The organism is Neobacillus bataviensis LMG 21833, from assembly GCF_000307875.1.
GTDB lineage: Bacteria > Bacillota > Bacilli > Bacillales > Cytobacillaceae > Neobacillus > Neobacillus bataviensis.
The window spans coordinates 1-15,450 of the sequence record NZ_AJLS01000060.1 but is presented as its reverse complement, the minus strand read 5'-3'; the positions used below and the strand labels follow the sequence as shown (position 1 = coordinate 15,450).

The 15,450-nt window shown below is 41.9% G+C and carries 16 protein-coding genes; all 16 read left to right on the top strand.

The window, feature by feature from the left end:
- Positions 1-4: 4 nt before the first annotated feature.
- The 16 genes from BABA_RS11400 (at position 5) to dgoD (ending at position 15,120) form a co-directional block, all read left to right on the top strand.
- Positions 5-763 (top strand): metal ABC transporter ATP-binding protein, encoded by a 759-nt coding sequence (locus tag BABA_RS11400; RefSeq protein WP_007085339.1) that lies wholly within the window; start codon positions 5-7, stop codon positions 761-763.
- A gap of 4 nt (positions 764-767) precedes the next feature.
- On the top strand, positions 768-1,694 hold the full coding sequence (locus tag BABA_RS11395) for a metal ABC transporter permease (protein ID WP_007085338.1): 927 nt from the start codon (positions 768-770) through the stop codon (positions 1,692-1,694).
- A complete protein-coding gene (locus BABA_RS11390) occupies positions 1,691-2,569 on the top strand; it encodes a metal ABC transporter permease (RefSeq protein ID WP_007085337.1) in 879 nt (292 codons plus the stop codon). Before BABA_RS11395 ends, BABA_RS11390 begins: the two co-directional genes overlap by 4 nt.
- 202 nt (positions 2,570-2,771) lie before the next feature.
- Positions 2,772-3,086, top strand: a complete 315-nt coding sequence (locus BABA_RS11385) for an HMA2 domain-containing protein (RefSeq protein ID WP_007085336.1) — start codon at positions 2,772-2,774, stop codon at positions 3,084-3,086.
- The gene (locus BABA_RS11380) at positions 3,083-3,622 is read left to right on the top strand and encodes an HMA2 domain-containing protein (protein WP_007085335.1); all 540 of its coding nucleotides are present in this window, start codon (positions 3,083-3,085) and stop codon (positions 3,620-3,622) included. The genes BABA_RS11385 and BABA_RS11380 overlap by 4 nt, the downstream gene beginning before the upstream one ends.
- Positions 3,612-5,726 carry a heavy metal translocating P-type ATPase gene (locus BABA_RS11375; RefSeq protein WP_007085334.1) on the top strand — a complete coding sequence of 705 codons (2,115 nt, stop codon included), beginning with the start codon at positions 3,612-3,614 and terminating at the stop codon, positions 5,724-5,726. The genes BABA_RS11380 and BABA_RS11375 overlap by 11 nt, the downstream gene beginning before the upstream one ends.
- Positions 5,716-6,294, top strand: a complete 579-nt coding sequence (locus BABA_RS11370; RefSeq protein WP_007085333.1) for an HMA2 domain-containing protein — start codon at positions 5,716-5,718, stop codon at positions 6,292-6,294. The genes BABA_RS11375 and BABA_RS11370 overlap by 11 nt, the downstream gene beginning before the upstream one ends.
- Before the next feature lie 24 nt (positions 6,295-6,318).
- A complete protein-coding gene (locus tag BABA_RS11365; RefSeq protein WP_007085332.1) occupies positions 6,319-6,552 on the top strand; it encodes a hypothetical protein in 234 nt (77 codons plus the stop codon).
- A gap of 239 nt (positions 6,553-6,791) precedes the next feature.
- Complete coding sequence (locus BABA_RS11360; RefSeq protein ID WP_007085331.1) at positions 6,792-7,775, top strand: 2-hydroxyacid dehydrogenase; 984 nt, start codon at positions 6,792-6,794, stop codon at positions 7,773-7,775.
- A gap of 399 nt (positions 7,776-8,174) precedes the next feature.
- A complete protein-coding gene (locus BABA_RS11350; RefSeq protein WP_007085329.1) occupies positions 8,175-8,921 on the top strand; it encodes an IclR family transcriptional regulator in 747 nt (248 codons plus the stop codon).
- Positions 8,922-9,083: 162 nt separating this feature from the next.
- Positions 9,084-10,415, top strand: coding sequence for an ABC transporter substrate-binding protein (locus BABA_RS11345; protein ID WP_007085328.1), 1,332 nt, complete (start codon positions 9,084-9,086; stop codon positions 10,413-10,415).
- Positions 10,416-10,533: 118 nt separating this feature from the next.
- On the top strand, positions 10,534-11,412 hold the full coding sequence (locus tag BABA_RS11340) for a carbohydrate ABC transporter permease (RefSeq protein WP_007085327.1): 879 nt from the start codon (positions 10,534-10,536) through the stop codon (positions 11,410-11,412).
- Positions 11,409-12,233 carry a carbohydrate ABC transporter permease gene (locus tag BABA_RS11335; RefSeq protein WP_007085326.1) on the top strand — a complete coding sequence of 275 codons (825 nt, stop codon included), beginning with the start codon at positions 11,409-11,411 and terminating at the stop codon, positions 12,231-12,233. The genes BABA_RS11340 and BABA_RS11335 overlap by 4 nt, the downstream gene beginning before the upstream one ends.
- Before the next feature lie 29 nt (positions 12,234-12,262).
- Positions 12,263-12,907 carry a bifunctional 4-hydroxy-2-oxoglutarate aldolase/2-dehydro-3-deoxy-phosphogluconate aldolase gene (locus BABA_RS11330; RefSeq protein ID WP_007085325.1) on the top strand — a complete coding sequence of 215 codons (645 nt, stop codon included), beginning with the start codon at positions 12,263-12,265 and terminating at the stop codon, positions 12,905-12,907.
- 25 nt (positions 12,908-12,932) lie between these two features.
- Positions 12,933-13,991, top strand: a complete 1,059-nt coding sequence (locus BABA_RS11325) for a 2-dehydro-3-deoxygalactonokinase (RefSeq protein ID WP_007085324.1) — start codon at positions 12,933-12,935, stop codon at positions 13,989-13,991.
- A complete protein-coding gene (gene dgoD, locus BABA_RS11320; protein WP_007085323.1) occupies positions 13,972-15,120 on the top strand; it encodes a galactonate dehydratase in 1,149 nt (382 codons plus the stop codon). Before BABA_RS11325 ends, dgoD begins: the two co-directional genes overlap by 20 nt.
- Positions 15,121-15,450: the final 330 nt, after the last annotated feature.

The window sequence follows — 15,450 nt, the reverse complement described above, 5'->3', positions numbered from 1 at the left end:
GCTTATGGCGTTTCCCCTTTCGGTAAAGAATTTAACGGTGGCGTATCAGAAAAAACCAGTATTAGAGGATATTTCATTTCGTGTTCCAGAAGGGAAGCTGATTGGGATTATTGGGCCGAACGGGGCCGGAAAATCGACGCTGATAAAAGCAATATTAGAATTAGTCCCTTCCATTACTGGAGAAGTAGCGATTTTTGGTGACTCTTATAAAAAAACAAGAAAACGAGTAGGGTATGTGCCGCAGCGAGAATCTGTCGATTGGGATTTTCCAACGGATGCTCTCGATGTCGTGATGATGGGGAGATATGGCCATTTAGGCTGGTTTAAGCGCCCTGATAAAAAAGATAAAGCGGTCGCCTTGGAATGTTTAGACCAAGTGGGAATGGGTCAGTTTGTTCATCGCCAAATTAGCCAGCTCTCCGGCGGACAGCAGCAACGTGTCTTTTTAGCAAGAGCACTTGCGCAGGATGCGGAACTTTATTTTATGGATGAACCGTTTGTAGGGGTGGATGCAGCAACTGAAAAAGCGATTATTGCGCTGTTAATGAAGTTAAAAAGCCAAGGAAAAACCGTTCTTGTTGTGCACCATGATTTAAATACGGTGAAAGAATACTTTGATTGGATCATGCTGTTAAATGTCAAACTCGTTGGAATCGGTCCTACGGAAGAGTTGTTCACAAAAGATTATTTACAGAAGACATACGGTGGGAGCTTAACTATGCTTGATTCAAACACATCTCCTATCATTGTCAGCCCGAGGTGATGACATGAATTGGTTTTCGCTATTTTCTGACCCGAATACGCAATGGATATTAATGGGGACGATGCTGCTGGGACTCTGCAGCGGGGTGATTGGGTGCTTTGCCTATTTACGAAAACAATCGTTAATGGGGGATGCCTTATCCCATGCGGCTCTTCCGGGGGTATGTCTGGCCTTTATGGTAACGGGGACAAAGTCGATCTTTTTCTTTCTCATCGGTGCCATCATTGCCGGGATTTTGGCAACGGTAGCCATTAGCTATATTACGAGGAATACACGCATTAAACAAGATTCGGCGTTAGGGATTATTTTAACCGTGTTTTTTGGAGTAGGAATTGTCCTCTTAACACAAATCCAGCATAGTAATAGCGGTAATCAAAGTGGATTGGATAAATTTTTGTTCGGCCATGCAGCCTCGATGATCCGGGCAGATGTTTATACGATTGCCGGTATTAGCACCGTTCTTGTTGCTCTCTGTTTCTTGTTTTTTAAAGAATTTAAACTCACTTCCTTTGATCCCGGTTTTGCCAAAGGGATTGGGCTGCCTACTATTCTTTTAGATCAATTTATCATGTTGCTCATTGTGACCGCTGTGGTCATCGGGATTCAGGCAGTGGGGGTTGTGTTAATGGCCGCATTATTAATTACACCAGCAGTTGCGGCCAGATATTGGACCGAAAAGCTGCATGTGATGGTCATTCTTGCGGGGGTGTTTGGGGCTTTCAGCGGTTTTATTGGAACGGTAGCTAGTTCAATGGTAAATAATCTGCCAACAGGTCCACTGATTGTTTTATCTGCTACGGTCCTATTTATTCTTTCTGTCCTGGTTGCCCCGAAGCGCGGTGTGTTAGCAAAAATGAGATTACGAGCTTCGGTCAAGAGTGACTATAGGCCGCTCACAAACCATCAGAGCATAAAGGAGAAATCCTTATGAATCATTTTTGGATCATCTTAATAGGGTCGTTAGTTGGGGCATCGTGCAGTATTTTAGGATGTTTTCTCGTGTTAAGAAAAATGTCGATGATTGGCGATGCGATTAGCCATTCCGTCCTTCCGGGTATTGTGATTGCATTTTTAATCAGCGGCTCAAGAGAATCGCTAATCATGATGTTTGGAGCTGCTGCTATTGGATTAGTCACCGTTTTTCTTATTCAAATGTTTCAAAACAGCGGTGTCCAGTCAGATGCATCAATTGGCGTGGTCTTTACCGCTTTATTCGCGGTTGGAGTTGTGTTAATTAGTTTGTACACAAGACAGGTAGATCTAGATCTAGACTGTGTTTTATATGGCGAAATCGCCTATGCCCCGTGGGATACGTTGCATATTGGAGGGACTAGTATCGGGCCGAAAGCCGTTTGGGGAGTAGGAGGAAGCTTTTTCCTTAATATTCTCGTCATCAGTCTGTTTTATAAACAGTTTAAAATTAGCACATTTGACCCGGCGTTGGCCGCGTCGCTCGGCATTCCGGTTGTGTTTTTCCACTATTTATTAATGGGTCTAGTGTCGATCTCAACGGTTGCTTCTTTTGAAAGTGTAGGGGCGATCTTGGTGGTTGGGATGATTATCGTTCCGGCTGCAACCGCCTATTTAGTAACAGATAAGTTGAGCAGGATGATTCTGATTAGTATCGGCTTAAGTATTGTTAGTTCACTGCTCGGATATTTCGCTGCCTATCTTCTAGATGCATCCATTGGTGGAATGATGGTGGTTGTGGCAGGCATCCTGTTTATCATTGCCTTGTTCTTCTCGCCTAAGCACGGGATCCTCATAAAAAAATGGAGCAGGAAAAAAATGATTCAGCAACACTAAATCTTCACAATGCAAAGCCACTAGGGCATGAAATCCACTGGTGGCTTTATGTAAAAATACCTATTTTTGGGTATTATTATTTACTTTTCCAAATATTCGTATTATTATAATGGTAACCATTTTGCGCTAGGGAAACAATATAAGTGAAAGTCAACATTAGTGACCACCTCAAACATATCATGTTATTTAGGAGTATAAATCTATGTTACATAAAGTAAAAGAACTACAGCTAGCGAATCGAATGAAAAAAGTCCTAAAAAGGCATGGGATTGAAATTGCCCACCAGATTCCTGGGAGAATTCGCTTAAAGTCTCCTGTGTGGAGAAATAACCCGCAAATGGTGAATCCATTAATACAGCAATTTAAGAATGAGACAAGAATTTTTTCAATCGAATATACAGCTGAGACAGGGAGTTTACTCATTAACTACGATCATAGTCCAGTAGACCATGTCATGCAGCTTGAAGCATGGGTGGAAAAGATTGAAAGTGTGTCTTTTGAAGGAGAGAAGCGATGATTTCTTCACTAGTGGGTTTAGGAGCTTCACTACTCGCTCCTAAACTATTATCGTCCATAAATGATCAAAAAATTGAAGTCGTTCACGCTATGCCCGGAAGAGTAAGACTAAAATGTGACCGCTGGAAAGATGAAATGGTGGCACATCATCTTGAACAAACATTTAACCAACTGACCATTGTTAAATCCGCGAGTGGATCTCCCATTACCGGGAGTCTTTTAATTGAATTTAACGTGCCGGCGCTTTCTCCTGAACAATTTGATGAGCTTCTGAAACTTGCTGTTGACACCTCGGTAAACGCCTATCCTTATGTAGAAGCACAGCTTATGAAAACCATGAAAAAGACCGTGTCATCTGTAGATGGACTCATTAAAAAAAGATCTTCTGGCAAGGCAGATGTTGATTCGCTACTATCCTTGTTTTTACTGATCTCTGGGGTTACTAGATTTTCAGCGAATCCCGCTTTTTCGAGTAGTTTACTATACTGGGCATACACGATTATGACGAAAGAGAAAGGGTTGAACAATGAGACATAATGTGGCATTAATCCATTCCATTCCAGGAAGAACCCGATTAAGTTTAGGAGTTACCTATGCAAATGGGAAGGAAATTGAAGCATTGTTTCGTTCACTGCCATATGTGTACTCAGCTTCCTATACTAATGAAACTGGATCATTGCTTCTCTATCATGATGATTGTTTGACATGGAAAGATCTTTTTTTATTACTAGGACATCTTTTTCCACGGCAAGAAGTAGTTGAAAAAAGGGAACCTGCAAAAGCGAGCATCCCTTTGATCGAAATTCTGGTCTGTTTCAGTGCCTTTATGTTTGAAACGTTTAAAGCAACTTCCGTCCCTTCCCAAGGAATCAGAAACCTGACAAAAGCATCTTCTATAGCTGTTCTGATTGCATCTTACAGCATCTTAAAAAATGGAATTTTATCCGTTATGACAACTGGAAGGCCTAATGCTGACACGCTAACGGCGGCTGCATTACTGGCATCCATCCTAAAAGGGAATCCAAACTCTGCGCTCATCATTTATTTAATGTCAACGATTAGTGAATGGTTAACAGACTTTACTGCCTATAAGACGAGAAATTATGTCAGAGATATGTTAAGTGTAAAGGCAGATTATGTTTGGAAAATAGATCAGGAAGGGAAAGAAGTAAAAGTTTCCATTGAAGAAGTTAAGGCGGGAGATCAGGTAGTTGTTTTTCAAGGTGAGAAAGTAGTTGTAGATGGAACGATTATCGAAGGAACGGCCATTGTGGATGAATCATCGATCACAGGGGAATATATCCCAAGGGAACTGATAAAGGGTGAAAAGGTCTTTGCGGGGTCTATCACGGTGGAAGGCAGCATAAAAATTAGTGTGGAAAAAGCCGGGGATGATACTGCGATTTCGCGAATGATTCATCTCATTGAAGAAGCGCAAACGAAACAAGCTCCTATTCAATCGGTAGCTAACCGTTTATCAGAGAAATTGGTTCCAGTCTCGTTTGTTCTTGCCGGCTTAATCTTCGTTGTCACAAAAGATTGGAATAAAGTATTGAACATGTTGGTCATTGATTATGTATGTGGTCTAAAGTTGTCAACCGCAACCGCCATCTCATCTTCCATAGGTCTAGCAGCTAAAAATGGAATTTTAATCAAAGGCGGCCAAACCATCGAAAAGCTGGCGCAAATTGACACGGTTATTTTGGATAAGACGGGAACCATTACCGAGGGTAGACCAATCGTGACAAAGGTGATAACAGTAGAAAATATGACGGAAAATCAGGTGCTTTGTTTAGCGGCATCTGCTGAAGAACATTCCTCGCATCCGATTGCGGAAGCCATCTGTAATAAAGCGAAAGAATGCGGGCTTTCGATACCTGAACATCAAGAAATTGACATGATTGTCGGAAAGGGAATCAAGGCAATCATTGACGAAAAATTAGTACTCGTGGGAAGTAAATTATTTTTGTCGGATTGGAATGTCCCGCTTGAGCCAATAAAAAAGCTGAACAGCCAGATCAATCAGGAAGAAAATATGGTCTATGTCTCTTATGATCAACAAGTAATCGGCATTATTATTTTGCAAGACAAGATTAGAGACGGAATGAAGCGATCCATTAATCAAATGCGGCGGCATGGTGTGGATGAATTCATTATGTTAACGGGCGACCGTTATTATCCTGCCAAAAAAATTGTTGACGAACTGGGAATGGATGCCTTTATTGCGGAAGCGCTTCCCGAGGATAAAGCAAACTTTGTCATGAATTATAAACAAAAAACAGATGGGTTAATGATGGTTGGCGATGGTGTTAATGATGCTCCAGCGCTTGCCTATGCGAATGTGGGAATCACGCTCGGTACGAAACGAACGGATATTGCGGTCGAAACAGCGGATGTGATTGTGACCTCAGATGATCCGCTAGCATTGGCGGAGGTCATGAAAATGGCGCAAAAAACAATGAAACTCATTTACCAAAATATTGTTGTGACCATCCTAGTCAATAGCGGAGCCATTTTATTAGGAACATTAGGATATATATCACCAGTTCTTGGTGCTGCTATTCATAATGCGGCAACCATTGCTGTCGTCTTGAACAGTGGAAAAATCATCTTTCTAGGGGGAAAAGCGAGTGGAAATTAATTATCGGATCGCTCACAGTATTCCCGGCAGGTTAAGGGTCATTATTCCTGCTCTCGATCACAACAATGCTTATATAACGATTGAACGGATGTTTTCTAACTTAAAAGGAATAAACAAGGTCAGAATTGAACCGATTATTCAATCCATGGTCATTGAATATGAACCTGAAATAGTAGGAAGAAACATGATTCTTCGCTATATTTCGTTATTTTTTAGACAGTCACGGTTCGATTCAATGGACCGCTTTAGGTTTCAAGCCGGATCCGACTTACGGAAGGACGTTTTTCGTTCCCTATGTACGGGTGTGCTTATATTAGCTGCGTATGTAAGAAAAGGTTTTAGTCCTAGACCTGATTTCTTCGTGTACGCTGCTGTGATTTCGACAGCCTATATGGTCCTTACGCATGGGGAAAATAAATTCAGACACCCCGACGTGATCACAGGTATTGCGAGCATGTTCTCGTTAGGAGTAAATAATCTTTTACAAGTTGCCATGATTACTTGGGCCGTGAATGCGCTAGAAATCTTTCATGATATGAGGAGAAGTCAAAGACTTCTTTACATATAAAAATTATTCTTAGGGGGCAACAAAATGGCTTTAAATCGTGATTTCTTAATGGGATTTCTGTCAGGAACAGTAGTTGGTGCGGTAGGATATCGTTTGTACGAACAAAACAGCGGCCAGCTTAAAAGCTTGGTACAAAGTAATGTGCCAACATTGAGCTTTCAATCACCTAGAGGAGAACTCACTGTAGAAGAACTAGTCAGCCAAAAAGAAAGATTAGAAGATTTAATAGCAGAAAAAAAGGTAGTAGCAAGCCTTTAATGGACAAAGAGCAACCATTTATTGGTTGCTCTTTCAGGTGTTTTTAGGGTCCTTTCATCAGGATGTTTTAATAGAAAAGTACCCCCATTGATGCTAGACTAAATTATGGAAAACAATAAATGTAATCATTACCTTCCATGTGTCCGAAGATTGAAGGTATGCTTGGTAATAACCGGAAGAAATCATCATCAGATGTATAAAAAGAAACCTAAATGGAATGAATTTGAGGGAGTGTTATTATGAAACCAAAAGTCTTTATTGCTAAGCCTATTCCGAAAGAAGTGGAGGAATACATCGCTCAGTATTGCGAGTACAAGATTTGGAATAAAGAAGAATCAATTCCGATAGAGCGTCTTTTGAAGGAAGCAGCTGACATAGACGGGCTTATGACATCCCAAGGAGCAATCAATATGGAGTTTTTAAAAAATACTCCTCGTTTAAAAATTGTTAGCAAAATTGGAGTTGGCTATGATAACTTAGATACCGATGCCATGAAGGCCTGCGGGGTATTAGGTACACATACCCCCTATGTACTAGATGAAACTGTGGCCGACTTGGTCTTTGGGTTAATTCTATCTGCTGCCAGGAGAATTCCGGAGTTACATAATTTTGTGAAGGATCAGAAGTGGGATAAGTCAATTAGTGAATCCTTCCTTTACGGTCAGGATGTTCACCATGCCACGATAGGGATTATTGGCATGGGAAGGATCGGTGAAAAGATCGCACGTAGAGCTGCGCTGGGATTTGAGATGAAGGTTTTGTATAACAGTACAACAAGAAAGCCTGCTTTGGAGGAAAAGTATGGCATTCATTATAGTGAAATTAACCCATTATTAGAGGAATCAGATTTTGTGTTAATGATGCTTCCGTTGAATGAATCTACCTATCATTTTATGGGAGAAGAGCAGTTTAATAGGATGAAATCGAGTGCGATTTTTATTAATTGTGCTAGAGGGCAGGTCGTTGATGAAAAAGCTCTAATTCATGCCTTAAAAGAAGGCAAAATTTATGGAGCGGGTCTGGATGTTTATGAAGCAGAGCCAGTTGAAAAGGATAATCCGCTTCTAGAGATGGCCAATGTTGTCACATTGCCGCATATTGGCTCCGCTACAGAAAAAACTCGATTTGACATGGCCATGATCGCTGCTAAGAACCTAGTAGCGGGAGTTACAGGACAGGTGCCGGAACATGTAGTGCCAGAATTACAGGATCTAATAAAATGAAAACAAGTAAGGAGAGGCTAAGACAGCCTCTCCTTACTTGTTTTTATACAAGATTTTAACTTCGTCTTTTGGGCATTGATAGAGAAAGGTTCTAATGGACAAAACTTCACGAATCTGGATGAAAATGTCCAATAGAAAGATCCTAATGGACAAAACTTCACGAATCTGGATGAAAATGTCCGATAGAAAGGTCCTAATGGACAAAACTTCACGAATCTGGATGAAAATGTCCAATAGAACCCTTCTACATAGTAGTTTTCTAGATTTAGATTCCAAGGAAAAGCAAATATCTAAATATTTCAATAAGTTGTTGCAAGAAAATTAGGCATATAGTATGATTTATTTAGTAAATCACATACATGATGTTAAATCACATATGTGATTTGGGGAGGCGTAAAGATGTCGGTGAAATCAGCAGAGCGGGTATTGAGGGTATTTGATTTACTTGCCCAGCATCCAGTTGGCTTAACGATAAAGGAAATTAGCGAAATCCTTTCCTTTCCTCAGAGTAGTACGTCTGGTTTGGTTGAAACGCTATATAAAAACAGCTACCTTACAGCCGATCATTTTAGAAAATATAAGCTGGGGCCAAAGTTAATCCAGCTTGGCGGTGCAGCAAAGGATGCATTAGATCTTTCAGCACAAGGATTGCCTTTTCTAAAGTCATTAATGGAAACGGTTCAGGAAACTGTATTCATGGCCACACTGGAGCAATCTGAATTGGTGTATGTGGCAAAAATAACTAGTAATCGCTCCATACAAACCACTGCGGAGCCTGGAAAAAGCAAACCGCTATACTGTACTGGTTTAGGGAAAGCCTTTTTAACTTTTCTTCCCGAAAATAAGAAAGGCGAAATTTTAAGCCATTTAAAACTTGAGCCTATCACGCAAAAGACCATTACGAAAAAGGAAGACCTTTTGCAGCAGTTGGACATGTTTGTAGAACAGGGTTACTCGATTGATGATGAAGAGAATGAAGAAGGCCTCTATTGTCTTGCGGCTCCAGTTTATGGAGTAGACCAGACAATTCAGGCAGCAATCAGCGTAGCAGGGCCGAAAGAACGAATGCTTAAACAGAAGGAAATGATTGTTGAAAAGCTGCTCGAAACCGCTATGAACATATCATGCAGCATTGGATACAGATAAATTTAGTAAATATAAATATGTCATTATATGGTTATATTAAACCATTTAAAATAATTATGATAGCGCTTAACAAGTCACTTTTGAAACAAAAAAATTTTGCCATATAATGAAACCGCTATCACTTTTTGTAATTATTTTTATATTTAGAAAGAGGGGAAGATCATGAGGAATAGTTTCGTAGGTTTCAAAAAAACAGCTGGGTTGCTTGCTTTAGCCGTTGGGATCAGTTCTGCGCTCGTGGGCTGCAGCGGCGGGTCAGATTCATCATCTGGAACTGCATCTAAAACACCAGATAAAGCGGAGAAGAAGGTGCAAGAAATTCGCGTGGTGGCTGCTAACCATCCGTGGACAGAGTCGATTAAAAAGGAATTGCCTGCATTCGAGAAAGAGACAGGTATTAAGGTTAAGATTGATAGCTACTTTGAGGATCAACTGACACAAAAAACATCCGTCGAGTTTGCTTCTAACTCAAAGGGGATTGACGTTGTGATGTTCCGCCCGCTTCAAGACGGGAAAATGTACCATAAGAGCGGATACTTTGCAGATATGAGCGGTTATGTCACTAAAGACAAGGATTATACGGCTGACTTTATTCCTTCCTCCCTTGGAAGTGTAAAGGATGGGGATAAGTTTTATGGCTTGCCGCTCGTAACAGAAACAGAGGTTTTGTACTATCGTAAGGATCTTTTAGAGAAGGCTGGAATCGAAGTTCCGAAAACACTAGAAGAACTTGAGGCAGCGGCAAAGAAATTAAATGATCCTGCAAATGGGGTTTCCGGATTTGTTTCTCGTGGGAAGCGGGCAGCAGCTGTTACTCAGTTCTCAAGCTACTTGTATGCTTTTGGCGGTGACTTCATGAAGGATGGCAAGTCAACCATTACAAGTCCAGAAGCGATTGAAGCGTTTAACTACTACGGCAACATGCTAAATAAATATGGCCCTAAAGGGACATTAAACATGAGCTGGCCGGAAGCAATGGCTGTGTTCACCCAAGGAAAAGCGGCATTCTATACAGATGCTTCATCCCTATTTACTAACGCGACGGATGCTTCAAAATCACAGGTAGCCGATAAAGTTGGTTTTGCCCCATTCCCTGCTGGTCCAAATGGAGCGAAGCCTTATAATATCACTTCTTGGGCGCTTGGAGTCGGAGCGAACTCTGAAAAGAAAGATGCAGCATGGGAATTTATTAAGTGGGCTGAAAGTAAAGAAATGGTTCTAAAGCTTCAAGCTGATGGAAATCCTGGTGCCCGTATTTCTGTCTGGAATTCTCCAGAAGGAACAGCGAAATTCCCGAAAGATCTAGCCGAAGCGATTGCAGCGAATGGCGGCGATAAGGGCGTCCCTTACGATCGTCCAGCAATTGTTAACGTAGGAGCTGCACGTGATGTGATCGGTGACGTCATCCTAGCCGGAATTGAAGGCAAAGATGTTAAAGCGGCTGCGGAAAAAGCAGACGGAGAATTCCAAAAGATTCTTGACAGCGAGAAATAATAAAACCGATAACACCTAATTCGAAACGGCTTTCGGTTAGCAATCTGGGGTGGATTTTCTGGATGCTCGCTTGGAGGCCGTTTTTTTAAAAGGCAAGTGGGTAAGGGGGAGCAGAAGAATGACAAATTGGATTGATCGTAACATCAAGTGGGTTTTTACCATGCCTGCTGTAATCTTTGTAGGACTCATGATGGTTATGCCTGTTGGATACACCTTTTGGCTGAGTTTTCATGATTGGAATATGTCGAATATTACCCCGCCGTTATGGGTAGCATTGCAAAATTATCTCGAATTATTTCATGATGAGCTTTTTCTTAAATCGTTGAAGCTTATGTTTTATTTTACAATTGTGGCGGTAACTGTTGAAACGGTATTAGGTGTGGGGCTAGCCGTCCTGATGAACCAAAATATTGTCGGAAAAGGGCTAGTAAAAACGTTATTTCTATTGCCGATGGTTGCGACGCCTGTTGCGGTAGGTTTAATCTGGGTTCTGATTTACGAGCCTAATATCGGGATCGCGAATGTGTTTTTAGAAAAATTAGGACTCCCAGGTCAGGAATGGTTAACATCACAGAATCTCGTTATGCCTTCGTTAATTTTTATTGACGTTTGGGAATGGACGCCAATGATTGCTTTAATCGTATTGGCAGGCCTCGTATCACTGCCAAAGGATCCTTATGAGGCGGCGATGATTGATGGCGCCAACACATGGCAATCCTTTCAAAAAATTACTCTGCCTTTATTGAAGCCAACGCTTTATTCGGCTGTTCTGCTACGAATGATTGATGCATTAAAAACGTTTGATATTATTTATGCGACCACTCAAGGTGGACCAGGTACATCCTCACAGACGATTAATATTTACGGGTATGTTTTAGGGTTTCAATATTTTAAAATTGGTCAGGCATCCGCCTTACTTATGGTATTTTTCATTATTGTCCTATCCATTAGTATTTTTACGATCCTTTTACGGAACAGAGCGGGGGTAAACCTATGAGTGGAAAAAAACCAAAACCAGTAAAAGTCATCTTGACTCATGTAGGTGTCTACTTATCCCTGTTTTTGTTTTTGCTCCCTTTCCTATGGATGCTCCTTGCGTCATTTAAAACGCAAGTACAAATACTTGATACATCAAAGCTATTTGAAATTACGGCAAGTTTCAAAAACTACGTAAGTGTATTTAATGAATATTCTTTTCTGACCTTTATTTGGAACAGCTTTATCGTTGGAGTGGGTGCGACGATTTTTGGGCTCATTCTGGGATTACCCGCCGCATATGCCATTGCGAAATACAAGCAGCAGGGGCTCGGACTGTTAATCCTTGTTGCGAGGATTGTCCCGGGTATTTCTTTCCTTATTCCATGGTTTATTATTTTCTCAAAATTGCACTTAATCGATACGTATACATCCCTTATTCTCAGTCATATGCTAGTGACCATGCCGTTTATTATCTGGGTCATGATTCCATTTTTTGAAGGATTGCCGCATGAGCTTGAAGAATCCGCTCGTGTTGACGGCTGTTCCATTCCTGCTGCCTTTGTACGAGTTATGCTTCCAATCTCGGGACCGGGAATTGTAACGTCATCGATCTTAGCGTTTATTTTCTCCTGGAATAACTTTATGTTTTCCTTGATTCTTGCCGGTGACAAGACGAAGACATTGCCGATTGCCGTCTTTAATTTTATCTCCTATTCAGATATTAACTGGGGAGGTCTGATGGCCGCTTCCGTGATCATCACAGCACCGGTTCTAATATTGGCGCTCTTTGCCCAAAAATATATTATTGCTGGATTAACGGGTGGCAGTGTAAAAGGCTAAATCATAACCAAAATTGGAGATGAAGTAGAATGAGCACCTCGGCATTAGAGGAAATAAAGAGAGCAAAACTGGTGGCCATTATCCGTAGTCACTCTTCTGAGGGGCTAGAAAATACAGTGAGAAGTCTTTATCAGGGAGGAATCCGGGCGGTAGAAATCACGTTGAATACCCCCGGAGCTCTCAGCGGAATTGAACAGATGAAACAAAAGTTTCCGGAGCTGCTCATTGGGGCAGGGACGGTACTAGATTCGGAGTCTGCTAGACTGGCGATTATTTCAGGTGCAAGCTTCCTGCTCACCCCGACCTTGAAAAAGGAAACCATTGAAACGGCCAAGTACTATCAGGTGCCGATTATTCCGGGAGTTATGACCCCGACTGAGGTGTTAACGGCATATGAATACGGGGTGAAAATGGTCAAAATTTTCCCGATTCGTCCGCTTGGGCCCAAGTATTTGACTGACTTAAAGGGGCCGTTGCCGTTTGTAGAAACCATGGCTGTCGGTGGCGTCTCCTTAGAGAATGCAGGTGATTTTTTAAAGGCAGGGGCGCATTGCTTGGGAATTGGCAGTTCACTCGTGGATGAAAAGCTGGTACAACAAGGTGATTTTACAGAAATTGAAAGACGGGCAGCTAGCTTTGTAGAAATTGTCCATAAAGTTCAATCACCTAAATGAATTGATGAGAAAAGTGGTGGTGGATGTGAAGGTAATCCTGATTGATTCTGGAACGACTAACTCTAGACTAAGGCTTTACGACAAAACAACAAGCGAGGTTCTTGATACGGAGAAAATAAGAATTGGTGTAAAGGACACAGCCATTTCAGGCAGCAATAATAACCTAAAGGCTCAATTAAAACAGGGGCTGGAACGATTATTGGCAAAACATCAATTAACACCTTCTGATATCGAGTATATTGCGGCATCCGGAATGATTACTTCCAATTTAGGCATATATGAAATCCCTCATATTCCTAGTCCGGCGGGATTGGAGGAGTTTGCACAGTTTTCAAAAGTGACCCAGTTGGAAGAATTCTTAAGTATCCCTTGTGTTTTTATACCAGGCATGAAAAATACGATTGATTCAATGGATCCTCGGGATTTGGTTGCGTGTATTAACGAATTCGATGTGATGCGCGGCGAGGAAGTAGAATCCTTTGGTTTGCTGAAACAGTTTGATGTGAATGGCAAGGGAATGATTGTTCTTCCGGGTTCACATACAAAATTTGTTGCCGTGGGTGAGCGGAAGGATTTGTTGTATTGTTTGTCGACATTAGGAGGGGAAACACTAAGTGCTCTTCAGAAGGAAACCATTCTTTCTGATTCCTTGGGTTCAAGTCTGATTAAAAGCATCGATCAGAAGATGCTTGAATGTGGGTTCGAGGCGGCGAAGCAGTATGGACTAACTAGAAGTTTTTATCATATTCGTCTGCTAGATTTATTTTCAGATTTGGATGCCAATCAGCGGGCAAATTATTTTGCCGGTTCCGTCATCTATAGTGACCTTCAAGCACTTTCTCAATCGGAGGAAGGAATGGGTGAAATAGAATGGATGATCGTCGGGGGTTCAGATCCTTTACGAAAGGCCTTTAGCCATTTATTAAGTTATATGAATAAGAAGTGGGATGTTATGGAGGCAACGGATCAGCAGGTAGAGGATTCCCTCGTATTTGGGGCATCTGAGATTTTAGCCAATTGTAAGGATTTATTTTTAAAAAATGCTTCAAAAGGGAGTGTGTGTGATGAAAATTCGCAGCTATGAGCTTTTCCAGGTTCCGCCGCGCTGGTTATTTTTAAAAATAGAAACCGATGAAGGAATCGTTGGCTGGGGTGAACCGGTCATCGAAGGAAGAGCCTCCACGGTTAAGGCTTGTGTCGAAGAATTAATGGAATATTTAATTGGCAAGGATCCACTCAGAATTGAAGATCATTGGAGCATGTTATATCGCTCCGGATTTTATCGCGGCGGCCCGATTTTGATGAGTGCGATTGCGGGAATCGACCAGGCCCTTTGGGATATTAAAGGAAAATACTTTAATGCGCCTGTCTATCAGTTGCTGGGTGGTGCCTGCCGCGATTCGATTAAAGTTTATTCCTGGATTGGCGGCGATCGGCCATCAGATGTTGGTGCAGCGGCAAAGAAAATTGTCGATGTGGGCTTCACGGCTGTCAAAATGAATGGAACGGAAGAACTGCAGTATATTGATTCTTATGAAAAAATAGACCAGGTGCTGGAGCGAATTGCCGCGGTTCGGGAGGCGGTCGGGCAATACGTAGGGATTGGGATTGATTTTCACGGACGGGTACATAAACCGATGGCGAAGATTCTTGCTAAGGAACTGGAGCAGTTCCGACCAATGTTTATCGAAGAGCCGGTGCTCGCTGAAAATAATGAAGCATTACGAGAAATTGCCCAGCATACTTCGATTCCAATTGCCACAGGGGAGCGGATGTTTTCGCGTTGGGATTTCAAATCGGTGCTGGCGAATGGTTATGTTGACATCATTCAACCAGATGTATCCCATGCGGGCGGCATTACCGAATGTAAGAAAATTGCTACGATGGCTGAGGCCTACGATGTCGCACTTGCACCGCACTGTCCATTAGGCCCAATTGCGCTCGCGGCCTGTTTGCAAGTGGATGCGACAGCTCATAATGCTTTTATTCAAGAGCAAAGTTTAGGGATCCATTACAACCAAGGCAGCGACCTGCTAGATTATATCGTCGATAAATCCGTATTTGAATATAAAGACGGCTACGTCAGCATCCCGCAAGGCCCTGGCTTAGGAATAGAAATCAACGAGGAATTTGTCAGAAAACAAGCCGAAGTCAGCCATAACTGGAAAAATCCAGTTTGGCGCCACAAAGATGGAAGCATTGCGGAATGGTAGGGAAGCAGTGAAGAAGGGGACGGTCCTTGCGGAATGAAATAAGTGAATCGGGATATTGCGCAAGCGCGACTTCTTCAATGAAGACCGTTTTGTGGGAATCCGTTTGGGGTTTTGATCTTCATCGACATGATGAAGACCATTTTGCATGCATTCGATGAGTGTTTTGGTCTTCATCGACATGATGAAGACCATTTTGTTTGTATTCGATGAGTGTTTTGGTCTTCATAAGCGAGATGAAGACCTTTTTGTTTGCATTCGATGAGCGTTTTGGTCTTCATAAGCGGGATGAAGACCATTTTGCATGTATTCGATGAGCGTTTTGGTCTTCAT